A 17821-nucleotide genomic window follows, 5' to 3' on the forward strand; every position below is an offset into this window, starting at 1 on the left:
AGNGNGCTTTTTTTGTGGCTGCTAAAACGCAATGGGAAAACAGTGGATTAGTCTAGGTAATCAAATACTTTTACGATTCGTTGTACACCGCCAACTGAGGAAGCGGCATTGACGATACGGTCAGCCTCTTCCCGGGTCACGCGGCCCATCAGATATACGCTGGCATTTTCGGTGGTGACTTTGATTTTTGAAGAATCGATGCGGTCGTTGGTTGCCAGGTGGCTGACGACATTCGTGGTGAGCCATGTGTCGGTCAGGCGCTGGCTGGCCGGTAGGCGAGCGGCGATGGTGAGTTCGTTGTGGACGTCAGTAACACCGCGTAGGTTGCTGGTAACCTCACCCGCCATATCGCGAAGCTCTTCACTGGGTACTTGGCCCACCAGGAGCACAACGCCGTTATAACTGTGGGCACGAATGCGGGCATCGCCTAACCGGGCGTCAGCACGCTTTAATGCGTCATCAACTTCACGCTCAATGGTGGTATCGATGGCTTCAACATCGTCGCTACGCTGAGCATAGTTGGACTGATTGGAGGCTGAGTTGTTAGCGCAGCCGGTAATGAAGAGTGCCGCGCAAAGCGCAACGGCCATGAAGCCGCGGGGGGAGAGGCGTTGGGTCATCGTATGACTCCTTTGATGCTAGCAGTTAAAGACATCGTGGTTGTTAACACAGTACAAATGGCGACTAAGCGCTGCCAAACAACTGTTCATCGATAAGATCGCATAAACAGTGAATCACCAGTAGGTGAACTTCCTGGATGCGGGCCGTCGATGTCGCCGGGACGCGAATCTCGCAGTCATCCTGGCCTAACAGTGACGCCATATCGCCACCGTCGCGGCCGGTAAGGGCAACCACGGTCATATCGCGATCATGGGCGGCTTGAATGGCCTGCACAATATTGCCCGAATTGCCACTGGTGGAGATGGCCAAGAGTACATCACCGGGCTGCCCGAGGGCGCGAATCTGCTTTGAAAACACCTCGTTGTAGCTATAGTCGTTTGCGATTGAAGTGAGCGTGGACGTATCAGTGGTGAGTGCCAGTGCGGGTAGGCTAGGGCGTTCTCGCTCAAAGCGGTTGAGCAGTTCAGAGGAGAAGTGTTGGCTGTCACCAGCGCTGCCGCCATTGCCGCAGGCAAGAATTTTTCCTTCGCTGACAAGGCACTGCACCATCATTTGGCTAGCCACTTCAATGAACGGCGGAAGTACTTCGCTGGCGTACGTCTTGGTGTCGATGCTAGCGTTGAAGTGGCCGAGTATCCGAGATTGAAAGTCCATCAGGGCTTCCTGGTTGAATAGTGATAAAGAGTGTTTTTTAAAGACCGTTTTTAAAGCCAGTTTATACAAACAGCTTTAAAAAACAGTCAAAAGGCATCAAAGGCAGCTTTTACCCAGTGAAACTCCAGGTTGGGCGGCTTACCCGTTATGGCCAGGATATCAAAGCGGCAGGGTGAAGAAAGCCCGCCGCGGGCGATATAAAGCCGTGCTGCACGCACCAGGCGCTGTTGCTTCTGATAAGTGACGGTTTCCAGCGGGTGGCCGTAGCGCGTCGTGGTGCGGTGTTTGACTTCAACAAAGACGAGAATATCGCCATCGCGCATTACCAAGTCAAGCTCACCCCCTTTCACGTAATGATTCTGCGTGACAAGGGTGAGCCCCTGTTGGCGCAGCCATTGAGCGGCAAGCTGCTCAATGGCTGCGCCGCGGGCACGGGCAGTGTGGGCGTTAGTCGTCACTTTCGACCAGGTTAGGAATTAAAATAGGTGATGGAACGCCATTCTGGAATTTAGCCCAGGGCAGCTCGCGGTAGATGCGGCCATCGTCGCTTAAGTAGAGAGTGCCGGTGCTGCCATGAAGGCCGTTCAGCTCGCCAAGGTTGGACAAGCGGATAGCCAGCTCGTATGCATCAACGCCCATTGCCATCAGGCGGAACATGGAAGCGTCTGATTCATCCCGCAGGCTTTGGTAGGTAGATGCAAAGGGCAGAGCCTCTTCGCCACCAACGGCGGCGTCGGGGATTTGCCAGGGGATATCAACGAACATGACATCGTTTAGATCTTGATCGAGGCGAGTCTGCAGGCGTCCTTCATGCAAGTGTGAGGTGGCATAGATTGGCAGGTTGGGAGCGTAGTAGTAATCCATAGTCGGCGGTACCTGGCGCGCATACTCGGGCAGTGCGAGCAGGAATAGGGCGTCAATATTGCCTAGGCGCGCGCGATCACCGCTAACACTGAGCGCGGTTTGTACGGCATTGGAGACCGAGCTATCCGGGTTATAGCGCACGGCGTTGGTGATTTCGCCACCCTGGCTATGCCACTCATTCCAGAAGGCTTCGCCTACGCGTCGGCCCCAGCCGTTATCCGGAACCATCATGGACATTTGGCGGTGCCCGTCCTGCCAGGCGCGGCGGGCAACTTGGCGTGCTTCGTCTTCAGCTGAAAGGCCGTACTGGAAGAGTCGCTGGGCTTGATTGTTATCACCGCTACCATAGTTGAGTGCCAGTGTAGGGAGCGGCACGCTATCGCGCTGTTCTAGCTGGGTAACTCGATCCTTATCCAGCGGGCCAATAATTAACTGCGCATTCATTTGTTGGGCGCGGTCATAGAGCTCATCCATCGAGTAGCGCGAGGTGTCCAGGAAGCTTAGCTCGACGTTGCTGCCCTTGGCGTCATGGTGCTGCCGCATAGCCGAAGCGATAGTATTGGCGACGCTGCTAAGCGGGCCTGATTCGGGCAGTGCTACCACGATGCGGCGTATTTCCTGACCCTCAAGCTCTGGCAGCGCAACGCTCACTGCGCCGCTGGGCTGATCAAGCGCCTCACGGGCCCAGCGCTGGCGTTCTTCAAGCCGCTCCTGCTGGTTAGCCTGCATCGGCAGCTCGTCGCCGAGTACCTGAGTGGCGCGCAGCACGGCACGGGGTTCATTCAACGCGCGGGCAAGCTCGGAAAATAGCAGTGCCCAGCGTACCCGGTCGGGTTCTGAGAGCAAGCTTTCATCAATCCCATCGGCGGTTTCGAAGGCTCTGTCGCGCTCACCTTGACGGGCCAGAATATTAGCCGCTTCCAGGCGTGTTTTTGCGGCTTGCTCTGGCGCTTGCTGTTCCGCTTGGCTGAGTAGCTGGCCAGGGTTTTCATCGGGCACTCGATCTACCACGCTAGGCGATTGCATCGCACAGCCAGCAACGAGAAATGCCACAAGGGCAGCGGCGAGTAAGCCACGTAATGACTGTTTCATGTATCCTTCCTTAGTTTCCATTTGCGCTGTCGCTGCTTGTCAGCGATTGACCAAGCCACTGCACAAGCATAGCGCACCAGCAGGGCAAGCCATCAACGAATTGAGAGTCAACAATGACAGACGATAATCCGGGCACATTGTACGTGGTTGCCACGCCAATTGGGAATTTGGATGACTTAACCGCGCGTGCCGCTCGGGTGTTGGGCCAAGTGACACGAATTGCCGCTGAAGATACTCGCCATAGTGGCCGCCTGTTGGCGCACTTGGGGCTAAACAAGCCCATGCTCTCTTTACATGAGCACAACGAGGCGCGCCGGGTAGAGGCTTTGGATAGTTATCTCGCCGCAGGTGAAGATATCGCCCTGATCAGTGACGCCGGCACACCGTTGATTAGCGATCCCGGCTTTGTGCTGGTACGTGAACTGAGGGCGCGCAATCGCCATATTGTGCCTATCCCCGGCCCCTGTGCGCTGATTACTGCGCTGTCAGGGGCAGGCCTGCCAACAGACCGCTTTGTGTTTGCCGGTTTTCTGCCTGCCAAGCCAGGCGCACGACGCCAAGCATTGGAGAGTTGGAAAACCCGCGAAGAGACGCTGGTGTTTTATGAATCTCCCCACCGTATCGTGCATACCCTTGAAGCGTTACAGGCGCAAATGGCGGATCGCGATGTGGTATTGGCGCGTGAACTCACTAAAACCTTCGAAACGTTTTTGCACGGTACGCCTGCATCGTTACTGGAGCAATTGACTGTCGACCCTAATCAAGCCCGCGGCGAATTCGTGGTGATTGTTGCCGGGGCTCCGCCGGTTGAGCAGAGTGAACATCAGGATATATCAGCGGACGCCTTGCTGGAGGCACTGCTGGCAGAGGGGGTTGGAGTGAAACAGGGCGCTGCAATTGCCGCGCGAATGCTTGGTGGTCGTAAGCAAGTCTGGTACGCGCGTTTGCAAGCAATCAAAGGTGAGCATTGAGGCAAGTCGAGGGCGCTGGTATGCTTGCCGCCGGAGTTGGCCAGACAGTCGCCGCTAATACCCCTTAAAAGGTGTTGGGGGAGGAAAGTCCGGGCTCCATAGGGCAGAGTGCCAGGTAACGCCTGGGCGGCGTGAGCCGACGGAAAGTGCAGCAGAGAGTAGACCGCCTAAGCCTTTCGGGGCCGGTAAGGGTGAAAGGGTGCGGTAAGAGCGCACCGCGCGCCTGGTAACAGTGCGTGGCATGGTAAACCCCACTCGGAGCAAGACCAAATAGGGATCCAATGGCGTGGCCCGCGCTGGATCCGGGTAGGTTGCTTGAGCGCTGTGGTAACGCAGCGCCTAGAGGAATGGCTGTCCACGACAGAACCCGGCTTATCGGCCGACTCCCCCACTTACGTACCAGAGCGTGTCCGCACGCTCTTTATTACGCTGTCACTATCATTTTGTGTGAGAAAAACATGCCTTCTCCTGACGCTGAACAGGTTGCTAACTGCTTTCGCCATACCAGCGTTCTACTGGAAGGTGCTGTCGATGCTCTGGTGCACGATGCGCGAGGCGTCTATTTAGATGGCACCTTTGGGAGGGGCGGTCACTCACGCTTGATCCTTGATCGTCTGGATGCTCAGGGCCAGCTGCTTGCGATGGATCGCGATCCACAAGCGATTGCCGCGGCCGCTGACATAGACGATCCACGCTTTCAGATTGCCCAGCGAGAATTTGCTCAGCTCGCCGAGTTTGCCCGTGAACAGGGCGTATTTGGCAAGCTTTCCGGTGTGTTACTCGATGTTGGCGTGTCGTCGCCTCAACTAGATGACCCCGAGCGCGGCTTCAGCTTTATGCGCGATGGCCCGCTAGATATGCGTATGGATCCTACCCAAGGGCAAAGTGTGGCTGATTTCCTGGCCCGGGCCAGTGAAGCAGACATTGCCTACGTGTTTAAAACCTACGGCGAAGAGCGCTATGCCAAACGTTTGGCCCGCGCTGTGGTCACTCGCCGGGTCGAGAAGCCGTTTACCCACACGGTGGATTTGGCCGAGGTATTAAAAGTAGCCCACCCCGCCTGGGAAAAGGGACGCCATCCTGCCACCAAAGCGTTTCAAGGGCTGCGTATTTTCGTCAACGGCGAGCTGGAGCAGTTAGACAGTGCTTTAGACGCCGCGCTAGAGGCGCTGGCACCTGGTGGTCACTTAGTGGTTATCAGCTTTCACTCGTTGGAAGATCGTCGCGTGAAGCGCTTTATTCGCCACCATGTCCGCGGCGATACCGACTTGCCGCGAGGGGTGCCGATTCGCGATGATCAAATGAATCGGCGTCTTGAAGCGCTAGGCAAAGGTGTGCGGCCAAGCGAGGAGGAAGTGGATGCCAATCCCCGCGCACGTAGTGCCGTCATGCGGGCTGCACGCAAACGGATGTAAATGTCATCATGAGCATGGATCGGATTGAGCAGTGGGCAACCACGCTACGCACCGAATGGCCTTTCAGGCTGCGTTTACGCGCCTGGCCGGTAGCTATTACGCTACTCTTTCTACTCTGCATGGCCTCCGGGCTGGGCGTGGTTGTCACTACCCATATGACGCGGGTTCAATTTGCTCAGCTGCAACAGCTGGAGCAAGAAGAGAACCAGCTGCAAACGGAGTGGGGACAACTGCTGCTCGAGGAGGGCGCATGGTCGACACCTGCCCGTATTGAACAAATTGCCACTGATCGCCTGGGTATGCGAATCCCCGATGTCCATGATGTTGAGGTGATTCGACCATGAGAAGCGAACGTCGAGGCGGTACCTCGCGTCAGGCGCCGATTGCCCCTCCGCTCGGCAGCGGGCGGTTCATGTTTATTCTGCTTGCGATTGGCTTGGCATCGGCTATTTTGATTGGTCGGATTACCTTGCTGCAGGTCATTGACCGTCCCTTTCTGCAAAGCCAGGGCGACGCGCGTACTCTTCGTCACGAAACTATCCCCGCCCACCGCGGCATGATTACAGACCGCAATGGCGAACCGTTGGCGATTTCCACTCCAGTGGTCACCCTCTGGGCCAATCCGCAAGAACTGCCCGACGATGCTATACAGCGTGTAATGCTGGCCCAGGCGCTGGGTATGACGCTGGGTGACTTTGAGGCGCGGGTAGCGCGCTTCAGCGAGCATGAGTTCATGTATTTACGTCGTCAGATGACCCCCGCGGCGGCCCAGCAGATTCTAAACCTGCGCACGCCCGGCGTTTACCCGCAGCGTGAATATAAACGCTACTATCCCGCTGGCGAGGTCGCCGCCCAACTGCTGGGAGTAACCAACGTTGACGATGTCGGTCAGGAAGGCCTGGAGCTTGCTTATCAGCCTTACCTGGCGGGGCGACCTGGTCAGCGGCGGGTCATTAAAGATCGCCGCGGGCGCCTGGTGCGTGAGCTGGGCGTTATTGACGAAGCCCAGCCGGGGGGCGAACTGACCCTCTCTATTGATCAACGCATTCAATATATGGCTTACCGGGAGCTGCGCGCCGCGGTGGTTGAGAATGAGGCCGATGGCGGCGTGCTGGTGATGATGGATGCCCGTACGGGAGAGGTGTTGGCTATGGCTAACTTGCCCTCCTACAACCCTAACAACCGAGCGGGGCTTGATCCGCGTGGGTTACGTAACCAGGCGTTGGTCGATGTATTTGAGCCCGGTTCGGTGATGAAGCCGCTGGCCATGGCTGCCGTGTTAGAGAGTGGCGTGGTGGACCGCGACGCTGTGGTCGATACCTCGCCCGGTTGGATGCGATTGGATCAGTTCACCATTCGCGATTTCCGTAATTATGGCGAACTGGATTTGGCTGGCATTCTGGAACACTCTTCGAATGTGGGGATGTCCCGACTAGCGCTGCGGTTGAGCGATACGGCGATTTGGGAAAAGTATAACCAGTTAGGGCTGGGGCAGGCACCCGGAACCGGTTTTCCTGGCGAGTCCACTGGCAGCTTACCGGCGCCGGTTCGCTGGTCGCGCAGCGAGCGGGCGACGCTCTCCTACGGTTACGGCCTATCCGTGTCAGCGGTGCAGTTGGCGAGTGCTTACACGGCGCTAGCCAATGATGGCGTGCGTTTGCCGCCTTCGCTGTTACGCCTTTCTGAGCCACCCCAAGGCATCCCCGCGATAGAGCCCACGGTTGCCAATGACCTGTTGCGAATACTGGAAACTTCCGTTGCGGCCTATACCGGCGGGCGGCGAGCTCGTGTCGAGGGTTATCGTGTTGGCGGAAAAACGGGCACGGTGCGCAAAATAGGCCAGCAGGGCTATACCACCGATGCCTACCGCAGCGTTTTTGCCGGTATTGCGCCTATTTCCGACCCGCGTATTGTCACAGTGGTAATGATTGATCACCCCAAAGCAGGCGAATTTTATGGCGGCGCTGTTGCCGCACCGGTTTTTTCCAGCGTGACGGGGAATGCTTTACGCTTGCTGGACGTCCCGCCGGATCACGAGGCGGAGTAGTTTTTTAAGGAGATGGCATGACGCTGAGTCCAGGCGAAATATTAACGGCGCTCGCGAAAGTATGGCCCAAGTCACCACTGCCCGCTGACCTGCCCAAGCTGCCGGATCAGGTGCGCATTGAAATGAACTCGCGCAAGCTTGCCAAGGGCGACATTTTTGTGGCCGTGCCTGGTAGCCAGCGTGACGGACGCGATTTCATCGAGCAAGCCCTTGAGGCTGGGGCTTCGCTTGTTTTAGCGCAGGGGTCTCACGGCGATGTACAGCTTGAGGGGCGGGTGTTGAAGCTACCGCATTTGTCGTCGCGCTTAGGCGAGCTAGGTAGGGCACTGTACCAGGTGCCTAGTGATCTGGAAGTCATTGCGGTGACCGGTACCAATGGTAAAAGCTCTGTTACTCACTATATTGCTGCCCTCAGCGAAGCGTTGGGAACACCTGCGGGTCTTGTCGGCACCTTAGGCGTGGGGCGTCCTGGCGAACTGAGCGATAGTGGCTTAACCACGCCTGGCCCCTTGGCGCTGCAGGCGACGCTGGGTGAATTGGCCCAACAGGGGGTGAAGCGCGTTGCCCTCGAAGCCTCTTCCCACGCTCTGGATCAGTACCGGTTGGAAGCGGTCAACGTTAGTGTAGGGGTGTTTACCAATCTGACCCGCGACCATTTAGATTATCACGGCAGCATGGCGGCCTATGCGGCCTCGAAAGCCAAGCTGTTTCGCCGTTCTGAGCTTAGCTTGGCGGTGGTGAATGGTGATGACCCTTTGGCGCGCTTAATGCTGGCTGGTTCTAGTAGCCGCGTACGTGTGCTGGCCACTGGGCAAGACGAGGCCGTTACGCTGCGGGTGCTGGACTGGCAGGCGTTCGAGCAGGGGCAGCAGGCAATGATTGCGACCCCCGATGGCGAGAAAATGCTGCGCTTAACGTTAATGGGGCGCTTTAATTTAGATAACGTCCTGCTAGCGATGGCTGTGCTGTATGGGTTAGGTGAATCCCTCGATGCGCTGTTTGATGCAGCGACAACACTTTCTCCGGTGCCGGGGCGTATGGAGCGCTATGGCGATGTGGACGCCCCCAGTGTGGTCGTGGACTATGCCCACACACCGGATGCCCTACAGAGTGCCCTTCAGGCGCTACGTGCTCACTTGGGGGACGCGGGTAAATTGTGGTGTGTGTTTGGCTGCGGCGGGGAGCGTGATACGGGTAAGCGAGCCGAGATGGCCCGGGTCGCCGAGCAGTTGGCAGATCGCATCGTTGTCACTGACGATAATCCGCGGAATGAATCCGCCGCGCAAATCCGTGAGCAGATTCTGACCGGGTTCTCAACCGCTGTGCAGCCGATTGAAATTGCTGAGCGTCGCGAGGCCGTAGTAGCGGCTATTCAACAAGCTGGCGCCCAGGATGTGGTGCTGATCGCCGGGAAAGGGCATGAGGCGTATCAGGAGATACAGGGGGTGCGCCATCCTTACGCCGATAGCGAAGAGATTCAACGCGCTTTTGCTCAGCGGAGAGCGCAGTAATGCATTGGGCTCTTGGTCAAGTGGCCGCCGCGCTCGGCATCGAAGCGCCATCAGGCAGCGCACAGTTAATCATTCACTCGGTTGTTACCGATAGCCGTAAAATTGAGCCTGGCTGCCTGTTTGTCGCGTTAAAAGGCGTCAATTTTGATGGCCACGATTTTGTCGAGCGTGCCCATGCGCTCGGCGCGGCAGCGGCGTTGGTCGACGCACCTGTTGCTAGCGACTTACCCCAATTGGTGTGTCCCGATACGCGCTTAGCCCTGGGATTGCTAGCCGGTGCACATCGGCGCGCATGGCACGGGCCCTTGGTAGCGGTCACCGGCAATAGTGGTAAAACCACGGTTAAGGAGATGTGCGCGGCACTGCTGAGGCCTTTGGGCGAGGTGTTAGCGACCGAGGGGAATCTGAACAATGATTTCGGTGCGCCGCTGACCTTATTGCGATTGCGTCAACAGCACAAAGTCGCCGTGATAGAGTTAGGCGCTAATCATCTGGGTGAAATCGCCTGGACGGCGCCGCTGGCACAGCCCGATATTGCGATTATCACCAATGTCACCGGCGCCCATGTGGGTGAGTTTGGCGGCATGGGGCAGATCGCCCAGGCGAAAAGTGAACTGCTCGCCGGGCTAAGCGAGCAGGGTACGGCCATATTGAACCGCGATGATCGCTACTACTCCTTTTGGGCTTCGCGTGCGGCCCCAAGGCGAGTGGTTAGCTTTGGCTTTCATCCCCAGGCAGATGTCAGCGCCTCAGCGCTTTCCTGTGATCCTCAAGGGCGGTATGCTTTCACGCTACTGCAGCATGGTCAGGCGCTGGGCCAAGTGCGTTTACCGCTACTTGGCAAGCATAATGTCAGCAATGCCTTAGCTGCGGCTGCCGCGGCATTAGCGCTGGGCGTGCCGCCAGAGCAGATCATTACGCGCGTGGGTGCATTGCAAGCGCTAGCGGGTAGACTAACCGTAGTGCCCGGTTTGCGGGGGGGCAAGCTACTGGATGATACTTACAATGCCAACCCCGGGGCGGTCAAAGCCGCTCTGGATACGCTGGCAAGTTTCCCGGCTCCACGCTGGTGTGCATTGGGCGTAATGGGCGAGCTGGGAGACGAGTCGGCAGCGCTGCATGCGGACATTGGCCGTTACGCTGCAGAGCTTGGCATTGATCAGCTGTTGACGCTGGGCGACGCGGCACGCGCTGCCAGCGAGGCCTTTGGTCGTGGGCTGCATTTTAACGATCACGAGGCGCTAACGCGTCATGTCACTAATACTTTGCCGCCGGACACCACCTTGCTGGTGAAAGGGTCGCGCAGTGCGGGCATGGAACATGTCATTAATGCACTGCGTTCGGATAAATAAGGTAAACGCCGTTCATGTTACTTCACTTGGCGAATTTTCTGTCGCAGTACCAATCTGATTTTCAGGTAGTCAATTATTTAACCCTGCGCGTGATTTTAGGCGCTCTCACCTCATTAATGCTCTGCTTATGGCTGGGGCCATGGATGATCCGCAAACTGGTCGAGGGGCAAATCGGTCAATCCGTGCGTGACGATGGCCCTCAGTCCCATCTTTCCAAGGCGGGTACCCCGACCATGGGGGGAGCGATGATTCTGTTGGCCATTGCCATGAGTACCTTGCTATGGGGTGACCTAACCAATCTTTATATTTGGGTGGTGTTAGGCGTCACACTAGGTTTTGGTGCTATCGGCTGGGTCGATGATTACCGCAAAGTAGTGGAGAAAAATCCGCGTGGCTTACCCGCCCGCTGGAAGTATTTCTGGCAGTCGGTGGTGGGGATTGGGGCGGCAGTGCTGCTTTATTTGACTGCCTCAACGCCGGTCGAAACCAGCTTGTTAGTGCCAATGTTAAAAGAGGTCGCACTGCCGCTGGGCCTATTCTATATCGTGCTCACCTACTTAGTGATTGTGGGCAGTTCCAATGCGGTTAATTTGACCGATGGTCTGGATGGCTTGGCAATTATGCCTACGGTACTGGTGGCCATGGGCTTGTCAGTGTTTGCTTATGCCAGCGGTAATACCGTGTTTGCCGAGTATTTACATATTCCGTTTATTGCCGGTACCGGTGAGCTGGCGGTTTTTTGTGCCACCATTGCCGGTGCCGGGCTTGGCTTTTTATGGTTCAACACTTACCCCGCCCAGGTCTTTATGGGCGACGTAGGTGCCTTGGCGTTAGGGGCTGCGTTGGGCGTGGTGGCAGTGATCGTGCGTCAGGAGATCGTGCTGTTTATTATGGGCGGTATTTTTGTCATGGAGACGGTGTCGGTCATTCTTCAGGTGGGGTCCTATAAGCTTACCGGGCGGCGGATCTTTCGCATGGCGCCACTGCATCACCACTATGAATTGAAAGGTTGGCCTGAACCGCGGGTAATCGTGCGTTTTTGGATCATTACCGTGGTGCTGGTGCTGCTCGGCCTCGCAACGCTCAAGGTTCGTTAATGAAAGTTCGTTGATGCAAATGGCCAAGAGTGGATCGACGGGTCGAGAGCATGAGGCGAGAGGAAGCCGGTGATGGTTCGAGTTGCTAAAGGATTAACGCTAGTGGTGGGGCTGGGGCTGTCGGGTCGAGCGATATGCCGCCATTTAAGCCGCTTGAAAGTGCCCTACATGGTAGCGGATACACGTGCCGAACCTCCGGGGTTGGATGACTTTAAAGCCGCTCATCCGGATGTTGAAGTTCACTGTGGCCCGTTAACGTCGCTGGATCTGCGTGATGTTGAAGAGGTAGTGGTTAGCCCTGGTCTTGATCCGAGAATGCCGGGTTTGATAGAGCTGGCGGATCAACTAAACCCGCACACAGGTGAACCGATGGTGGTGGGCGAGATAGCCCTCTTTGTTCGCGCCGCTAACGCCCCCATCGCCGCTATTACCGGATCCAATGCCAAGTCAACAGTCACTTCGCTGCTGGGAGAAATGGCCGCTGCTGCCGGTGTTAATGCGGCGGTGGGGGGGAATCTTGGCACCCCTGCGCTGGATCTGTTGACCAGCCATCCCGATGCCGCGCTCTATATCTTAGAGCTTTCAAGCTTTCAGCTTGAAATGACACCCCATCTGAATGCCAGTTGTGCTGCCTTTCTGAACTTATCCGAAGACCACCTGGATCGCCATGGAGATATGCACGGCTATCGCACCGCCAAACAGCGTATTTTTATGGGTGCCGAGCACGCCGTGGTGAATGCCGATGATTCTAACACGTGGCCTGAGTATCCCGTTGACCAAGTGACTTACTTTACGCAAGCAGCCCCAAAGGGGGGCGAGTGGGGGCTGGCGCTTCACCAGAGCAAATTGACGTTAATGCAGGGCTCCACCCCTTGGTTGGCTATTGATGAGTTAAAAATGGCCGGCCAGCACAACTATCTCAATGCTTTGGCGGCACTGGCCATGGGGCAAGTGCTGGGCTTTGCGGCTGAGCCCATGTGCAGCGCGCTGCGGGAATTTAAGGGCTTGGTACACCGCAGCGAAGTGATTGCAGAAATTAACGGCGTCACCTGGGTTAACGACACTAAAGGCACCAATGTTGGGGCCACGCTGGCGGCGATTAACGGCATTGGCGCGACGCTGGAAGGCCGTTTGATTTTACTCGCGGGCGGGATTGGCAAAGGCGCAGACTTTACCCCGTTGGCCAAACCCTTAACAGCCTGCGCGCGTCACGTGCTGTTGTTTGGCAGAGATGCTCCGCTACTGGCCGAGGCGCTGCATGGGCACGTAACGACCCAGCAAGTTGACGATTTAACCCAGGCCATGCAGGCAGCGTTTGAACTCGCCCAGCCGGGTGACTGTGTGCTGCTCTCACCCGCCTGTGCAAGCCTGGATCAATTTGCCAATTACCCAGCGCGCGGCGAGGCATTTCGTCGCTGGGTGCTGGATAAAGCATCGACTACAGCCGAGGAAGCGCCATGAGTCGAATTCAGCGTCTGCGCGCGGTGCTTACCACTCGGGATCTACCCTGCGACGTGTGGCTCATTGTAGCGGCGGTGGCCTTGGCGGGGTTGGGTTGGGTCATGGTCAGCTCGGCGTCGATTGGCTTGCTGGAAGATACCTATCACTACTCACGTCAGCACGGCGTTTTCCTGGTGCTTGCCATCATCGCCTGCGTATTTATGCTCTGTGTGCCGCTTGAAGTGTGGCGCCAAAACGCAGCGCTAATTCTGCTCGCCACTATTTTTCTATTGGTTTTGGTGCTGATTGTTGGTCAGGAGATCAATGGTAGTAAGCGCTGGATAGCGTTGCCGGGGCCCTTGCCGAGTTTGCAGGTCTCTGAATTTGCCAAAGTCGGGCTGATTTTCTATATGGCGGCGTTTATGTCGCGTTTTACCTACGATTTGCGTCGTCGAGCGTTCAGCATGTGGCGCCCTCTGGCCGTGCTGGCCGTACCGGTTGGGCTGCTATTTTTAGCACCTGATTTCGGCGGGATGGTGGTCTTTACCGTCTGCGTGATTGGCATGCTGATGATGTGCGGTGCCTCGCTGGTGCTGCTGGTTGGCAGCGGGCTGCTGCTCGGCTCCGGGGCGGTTGTAATGGTGTTGATAGAACCCTACCGGCTGGCCCGGTGGACCAGTTTTTTAGACCCCTGGGCCGATCAGTTTGCGACCGGCTACCAGTTAACTCAAGCGTTAATAGCCTTCGGACGGGGGCACGTCACCGGTACTGGCTTGGGTAACAGTGTGCAAAAACTGCATTACCTGCCCGAAGCGCATACCGACTTTATCTTTGCCGTAATCGCTGAAGAGTTGGGCATGATCGGCGCGATTATCGTCGTGCTGTTGTTCACGCTGTTTATTGCCCGCGCTATGTGGATAGGGCGCAAAGCTGAACTGGCAGGGCATCTATTTGGCGCTTATGTAAGCTACGGCATCGGCTTTGTCGTAGCCGCCCAGGCGTTTATTAACATGGCGGTAAGTTCCGGGCTGTTACCGACTAAAGGGCTAACGCTGCCGCTGATGAGCTATGGCGGCTCTAGCCTGCTAGTGACAGGTATAATGGTTGGGCTACTGCTGCGCACGGATGCTGAAACACGTCATCGCCCCCGGCGCGCGTCCACCCCCTATAAATCGCGCCATGAACCGCGTTTATCGTAACGCTATGCCGCTTGGTGCTACCAGGAGTTTGATGTGACGACTAACGTTAGCCGACGAGTACTGATTATGGCGGGGGGCACCGGCGGCCACGTGTTCCCAGCCTTGTCACTCGCCAACGCTTTGCAGGCGCAGCAGGTCGACGTTGAGTGGTTGGGCAGTCCTAGAGGAATTGAAAACCGCCTGGTGCCCGAAGCGGGCATTAAATTACATACAATTGCGATTAGCGGGCTGCGCGGCAATGGCTTGACGGGCTGGCTAAAAGCACCGCTAAACCTGAGCCGTGCGGTACTGCAGGCGCGTGCGGTTATTCGCGACTTCAAGCCACATGTGGTGGTCGGCTTGGGTGGCTTTGCCAGTGGTCCTGGCGGGTTAGCCACTTGGCTGACGCGCGTTCCTTTAGTGATCCATGAGCAGAATGCCGTGGCAGGTCTGACCAATCGCGTGCTGTCGCGACTCGCCAAGCGTACCTATGCCGCTTTCCCCGAGGCCTTTGGTGCGCGTGCCGATGTCATTGGCAATCCAGTGCGTGACGATATCGCCGCCTTAGGGAATACCCCAAGAGATGCTGAGAGCCTCTCTGCAAGGCCTCTGCGGTTGCTGGTGGTGGGAGGGTCGCTCGGTGCTGTCGCCCTTAACGAGCGCCTGGCCCCCGCGCTGGCAGCTCTGCCCATTGAGCGTCGCCCCCAGGTGCGCCATCAGGCGGGTAAAAACCGTGAAAAGACCACTGCTGAAAATTATCAGCAGCACGGCGTGAGCGCCGAGGTTAGCCCCTTTATTGACGATATGGCCGCTGCCTATGAGTGGGCCGACTTAGTGGTGTGTCGCTCAGGCGCCTTGACTGTCGCGGAGTTGGCTGCCGCGGCCAAGCCAGCGCTGCTAGTGCCGTTTCCTTTTGCCGTTGATGACCATCAGCGGATCAACGCCCAGGTACTCGTCAAGGCGGGGGCGGCCAAGTGCGTGGTTCAGTCTGAGCTCACCGTTGAGCGGTTAAGTGAATTTTTAAATCAATTGCTCGTCCCAAATACCCTGGCTGCGATGGCGGCGAATGCACGTCAGGCCGCCCATTTAGACGCCACAAAGCGCTTGGCTGAAGGGTGTTTGGCGATGGTGCCGTTAGGAGACTCTGCGTGATCGATTCAGACAAAACCATGACACCCTCACGTTCTGCCGCTGGCCCCGGCATGCGCCGAATTCGGCGACTCCATTTTGTCGGCATTGGTGGCGCAGGGATGTGCGGTATTGCCGAGGTGTTAGCGAATCAAGGTTACACCGTGAGCGGTAGTGATGCGAAAACCTCTTCGGTCGTGGAGCGGCTGCGGCAATGCGGTGTTGGTGTAGCGATCGGGCATGCCGAGGCCAATGTCGAGGGCGCTGATGTGGTGGTGGTGTCGAGCGCCATTGATGAAACCAATCCAGAAATACGCTGGGCCCATGAGCACCGCGTGCCGGTGGTGCGCCGGGCTGAAATGCTCGCTGAACTAATGCGTTTTCGTCACGGTATTGCCGTGGCGGGTACTCATGGTAAAACCACCACGACCAGCTTGACGGCAACACTGCTGGCTGAAGGGGGGCTCGATCCCACCTTTGTGATTGGTGGCAAGCTGACCAGTGCCGGTGCCAATGCCCGCTTAGGTGAGGGCGACTATTTAGTTGCCGAAGCCGATGAGTCCGACGCCTCCTTTTTGCATCTACAGCCGATGGTGTCGGTTGTCACCAATATCGATGCTGACCATATGGCGACCTATGGCGGCGACTTTGAACGGCTCAAAAGTACCTTTATCGAATTCCTACACAACTTGCCGTTTTATGGCTTGGCTGTGCTGTGTATCGATGACCCCCATGTGCGCGTGCTGTGTGAACAGGTGAAGCGGCAGTTCGTGACCTATGGGTTTGATAGCGATGCCGATTACCGGATTGTTGATTTTGCCCAGCGTGGCGGTGAAGTGACGTTCACGGCGCTACGCCCTGGTGGCGCTGCGCCGTTAAATGTCCGTTTGGCTATGCCGGGGCGCCACAATGCTCTAAACGCCATGGCGGCAATTGTGGTAGCCACCGATGCTGGTGTGAGCGATAGCGCTATTTTGAGCGGTTTGGCAGGTTTTGCCGGTGTTGGTCGCCGTTTTCAGGTGCATGGTCATTTCCCTGCACCCCAAGGGGGCGGCGATATCATGCTGGTGGATGACTATGGCCACCATCCTCGTGAAGTTGATATGGTCATTCAGGCGATTCGTGCAGGCTGGCCAGATCGTCGCCTAGTCATGCTTTATCAGCCCCATCGCTATAGCCGTACCCGCGATTTATACGAAGATTTTGTCAGGGTGCTTTCTCAAGTCGATACGCTTGTGCTGCTTGATGTTTACAGTGCCGGTGAAGCGGTTATTCCTGGTGCCGAAGGAAAAACCTTGGCGGGCTCCATTCGTCAGCGTGGTGACGTCGACCCGCTATTTGTCGAGCATAAACACGAACTGCCTGCGCTGTTAACCAACGTATTGCGCCCAGGCGATATTTTAATAACCCAGGGTGCCGGTGATGTGGGTGGGATCTCCCTGCGCCTGGCCCAGGCACAGCTAGCGATGAACGAGGTGGATCTGTGAGTGTTGACGTAGCAACTCCCCAGTCTCTTGAAAAAGTCGTTGTCGTTTACGGTGGCACCTCTGCTGAACGCGAGGTGTCGCTGAAAAGCGGGTCGGCGGTGCTTGCGGCGCTGCAGCGTAAAGGTGTCAACGCCTGCGGCTATGATCCCCGCGACAACGGCCTAGTGGGCTTGGAACGACTGGCTCCTTCGCTTGTCTTTGTGGCTCTGCATGGCCGCGGCGGGGAAGACGGCACCCTACAGGGCGCGCTAGAACTGCTCGACATTCCTTATACCGGCAGCGGGGTGCTTGCTTCGGCCCTGGGGATGGATAAGCAGCGCACCAAGCAGGTATGGAGCGCAGTTGGGCTACCCACTCCGGAAAGTATTATGTTGGAGGCAACGGCGGAGTGGTCCGCCGTGGTCGAGCAACTTGGCTTGCCGTTGATTGTGAAGCCTGTGCATGAGGGGTCGACGCTGGGTATTAGCATTGTAAAAAGCCAGGCAGCGCTTGAAGCGGCTTATCACGAGGCGGCCCAGTTCGACGCCCGCGTGATGGCAGAGCGTTTTGTGGTGGGTGAAGAGTATACCGTTGCGCTGCTAGGTGATCAGGTGCTGCCGGCGATTCGTGTTGAAGTACCGGGTGGTTTCTACGACTACGAGGCCAAATATATCGCTAATACCACCCAGTATCACTTGCCCTGCGGTTTGTCGGCGCAACATGAGGCTGAGCTTGCATTGCTTTGCCAGCAGGCGTTTGCCGCTATCGGTGGAGTCGGCTGGGGCCGGGTTGATGTCATGCGTGATAGTGAAGGGCGTTTTTGGCTGTTGGAAGTCAATACGGTGCCAGGTATGACCGATCATAGTTTGGTACCTCAAGCGGCGGCTCATGCGGGCATTAGCTTTGATGATCTAGTGTTACGAATACTCAATACCGCAGGCGAGCAGTTCACAGCATGAGTAATGACCTGTTTAAAAGCGCCTTT

At 57.1% G+C, this 17821-nt stretch carries 16 protein-coding genes and 1 other RNA gene; 13 read left to right on the plus strand and 4 right to left on the minus strand.

Annotation, left to right across the window (positions count from 1 at the left end; all coding sequences use genetic code 11):
* Positions 1-47: 47 nt before the first annotated feature.
* From HALTITAN_RS04535 to HALTITAN_RS04550, 4 genes are all read right to left on the minus strand, one after another.
* The gene (locus tag HALTITAN_RS04535) at positions 48-620 is read right to left on the minus strand and encodes a BON domain-containing protein (RefSeq protein WP_009286384.1); all 573 of its coding nucleotides are present in this window, start codon (positions 618-620) and stop codon (positions 48-50) included.
* Positions 621-684: 64 nt separating this feature from the next.
* Entirely contained in the window at positions 685-1275 is a 591-nt protein-coding gene (locus HALTITAN_RS04540; RefSeq protein ID WP_007114714.1) for a phosphoheptose isomerase, read from the minus strand.
* Between the two features lie 86 nt (positions 1276-1361).
* Positions 1362-1733: a YraN family protein gene (locus tag HALTITAN_RS04545; protein WP_022523915.1), complete on the minus strand. Its 372-nt coding sequence runs from the start codon at positions 1731-1733 to the stop codon at positions 1362-1364.
* Positions 1723-3231, minus strand: a complete 1509-nt coding sequence (locus HALTITAN_RS04550; protein ID WP_027959093.1) for a penicillin-binding protein activator — start codon at positions 3229-3231, stop codon at positions 1723-1725. Before HALTITAN_RS04550 ends, HALTITAN_RS04545 begins: the two co-directional genes overlap by 11 nt.
* A 113-nt stretch (positions 3232-3344) precedes the next feature.
* On the opposite strand from HALTITAN_RS04550, the gene rsmI reads away from it, so the two are divergent.
* The 13 genes from rsmI (at position 3345) to HALTITAN_RS04610 (ending at position 17795) form a co-directional block, all read left to right on the plus strand.
* A complete protein-coding gene (gene rsmI / locus HALTITAN_RS04555) occupies positions 3345-4202 on the plus strand; it encodes a 16S rRNA (cytidine(1402)-2'-O)-methyltransferase (RefSeq protein WP_009286387.1) in 858 nt (285 codons plus the stop codon).
* A gap of 32 nt (positions 4203-4234) precedes the next feature.
* An RNA gene (gene rnpB / locus HALTITAN_RS24490) (RNase P RNA component class A) lies at positions 4235-4593 on the plus strand.
* 67 nt (positions 4594-4660) lie between these two features.
* Entirely contained in the window at positions 4661-5617 is a 957-nt protein-coding gene (gene rsmH / locus HALTITAN_RS04560) for a 16S rRNA (cytosine(1402)-N(4))-methyltransferase RsmH (RefSeq protein ID WP_027959094.1), read from the plus strand.
* 8 nt (positions 5618-5625) lie between these two features.
* Complete coding sequence (ftsL, locus tag HALTITAN_RS04565) at positions 5626-5961, plus strand: cell division protein FtsL (protein ID WP_022523909.1); 336 nt, start codon at positions 5626-5628, stop codon at positions 5959-5961.
* The gene (locus HALTITAN_RS04570) at positions 5958-7664 is read left to right on the plus strand and encodes a peptidoglycan D,D-transpeptidase FtsI family protein (protein WP_027959095.1); all 1707 of its coding nucleotides are present in this window, start codon (positions 5958-5960) and stop codon (positions 7662-7664) included. Before ftsL ends, HALTITAN_RS04570 begins: the two co-directional genes overlap by 4 nt.
* A 17-nt stretch (positions 7665-7681) precedes the next feature.
* Positions 7682-9175, plus strand: coding sequence for a UDP-N-acetylmuramoyl-L-alanyl-D-glutamate--2,6-diaminopimelate ligase (locus HALTITAN_RS04575; RefSeq protein WP_009286389.1), 1494 nt, complete (start codon positions 7682-7684; stop codon positions 9173-9175).
* Positions 9175-10527: a UDP-N-acetylmuramoyl-tripeptide--D-alanyl-D-alanine ligase gene (locus HALTITAN_RS04580; protein ID WP_009286390.1), complete on the plus strand. Its 1353-nt coding sequence runs from the start codon at positions 9175-9177 to the stop codon at positions 10525-10527. The genes HALTITAN_RS04575 and HALTITAN_RS04580 overlap by 1 nt, the downstream gene beginning before the upstream one ends.
* A gap of 14 nt (positions 10528-10541) precedes the next feature.
* Entirely contained in the window at positions 10542-11624 is a 1083-nt protein-coding gene (mraY, locus tag HALTITAN_RS04585; protein WP_009286391.1) for a phospho-N-acetylmuramoyl-pentapeptide-transferase, read from the plus strand.
* Positions 11625-11696: 72 nt separating this feature from the next.
* Positions 11697-13085 carry a UDP-N-acetylmuramoyl-L-alanine--D-glutamate ligase gene (gene murD, locus HALTITAN_RS04590; protein ID WP_035539170.1) on the plus strand — a complete coding sequence of 463 codons (1389 nt, stop codon included), beginning with the start codon at positions 11697-11699 and terminating at the stop codon, positions 13083-13085.
* Positions 13082-14263 carry a putative lipid II flippase FtsW gene (ftsW, locus tag HALTITAN_RS04595; RefSeq protein WP_009286393.1) on the plus strand — a complete coding sequence of 394 codons (1182 nt, stop codon included), beginning with the start codon at positions 13082-13084 and terminating at the stop codon, positions 14261-14263. The genes murD and ftsW overlap by 4 nt, the downstream gene beginning before the upstream one ends.
* A gap of 33 nt (positions 14264-14296) precedes the next feature.
* The gene (gene murG / locus HALTITAN_RS04600) at positions 14297-15394 is read left to right on the plus strand and encodes an undecaprenyldiphospho-muramoylpentapeptide beta-N-acetylglucosaminyltransferase (RefSeq protein WP_083868698.1); all 1098 of its coding nucleotides are present in this window, start codon (positions 14297-14299) and stop codon (positions 15392-15394) included.
* Between the two features lie 17 nt (positions 15395-15411).
* Entirely contained in the window at positions 15412-16857 is a 1446-nt protein-coding gene (gene murC / locus HALTITAN_RS04605; RefSeq protein ID WP_027959097.1) for a UDP-N-acetylmuramate--L-alanine ligase, read from the plus strand.
* Positions 16854-17795, plus strand: a complete 942-nt coding sequence (locus HALTITAN_RS04610; protein WP_009286394.1) for a D-alanine--D-alanine ligase — start codon at positions 16854-16856, stop codon at positions 17793-17795. Before murC ends, HALTITAN_RS04610 begins: the two co-directional genes overlap by 4 nt.
* Positions 17796-17821: the final 26 nt, after the last annotated feature.

Source organism: Vreelandella titanicae BH1 (assembly GCF_000336575.1).
Lineage (GTDB): Bacteria > Pseudomonadota > Gammaproteobacteria > Pseudomonadales > Halomonadaceae > Vreelandella > Vreelandella titanicae.

Excerpts from the sequence above, each read along its gene's own strand:
- HALTITAN_RS04535 (WP_009286384.1), bottom strand. The coding sequence starts at position 620 with ATGACCCAACGCCTCTCCCCCCGCGGCTTCATGGCCGTTGCGCTTTGC.
- HALTITAN_RS04540 (WP_007114714.1), bottom strand. The coding sequence starts at position 1,275 with ATGGACTTTCAATCTCGGATACTCGGCCACTTCAACGCTAGCATCGAC.
- HALTITAN_RS04550 (WP_027959093.1), bottom strand. The coding sequence starts at position 3,231 with ATGAAACAGTCATTACGTGGCTTACTCGCCGCTGCCCTTGTGGCATTT.
- rsmI (WP_009286387.1), top strand. The coding sequence starts at position 3,345 with ATGACAGACGATAATCCGGGCACATTGTACGTGGTTGCCACGCCAATT.
- rsmH (WP_027959094.1), top strand. The coding sequence starts at position 4,661 with ATGCCTTCTCCTGACGCTGAACAGGTTGCTAACTGCTTTCGCCATACC.
- ftsL (WP_022523909.1), top strand. The coding sequence starts at position 5,626 with ATGAGCATGGATCGGATTGAGCAGTGGGCAACCACGCTACGCACCGAA.
- HALTITAN_RS04570 (WP_027959095.1), top strand. The coding sequence starts at position 5,958 with ATGAGAAGCGAACGTCGAGGCGGTACCTCGCGTCAGGCGCCGATTGCC.
- HALTITAN_RS04575 (WP_009286389.1), top strand. The coding sequence starts at position 7,682 with ATGACGCTGAGTCCAGGCGAAATATTAACGGCGCTCGCGAAAGTATGG.
- HALTITAN_RS04580 (WP_009286390.1), top strand. The coding sequence starts at position 9,175 with ATGCATTGGGCTCTTGGTCAAGTGGCCGCCGCGCTCGGCATCGAAGCG.
- mraY (WP_009286391.1), top strand. The coding sequence starts at position 10,542 with ATGTTACTTCACTTGGCGAATTTTCTGTCGCAGTACCAATCTGATTTT.
- murD (WP_035539170.1), top strand. The coding sequence starts at position 11,697 with ATGGTTCGAGTTGCTAAAGGATTAACGCTAGTGGTGGGGCTGGGGCTG.
- ftsW (WP_009286393.1), top strand. The coding sequence starts at position 13,082 with ATGAGTCGAATTCAGCGTCTGCGCGCGGTGCTTACCACTCGGGATCTA.
- murC (WP_027959097.1), top strand. The coding sequence starts at position 15,412 with ATGACACCCTCACGTTCTGCCGCTGGCCCCGGCATGCGCCGAATTCGG.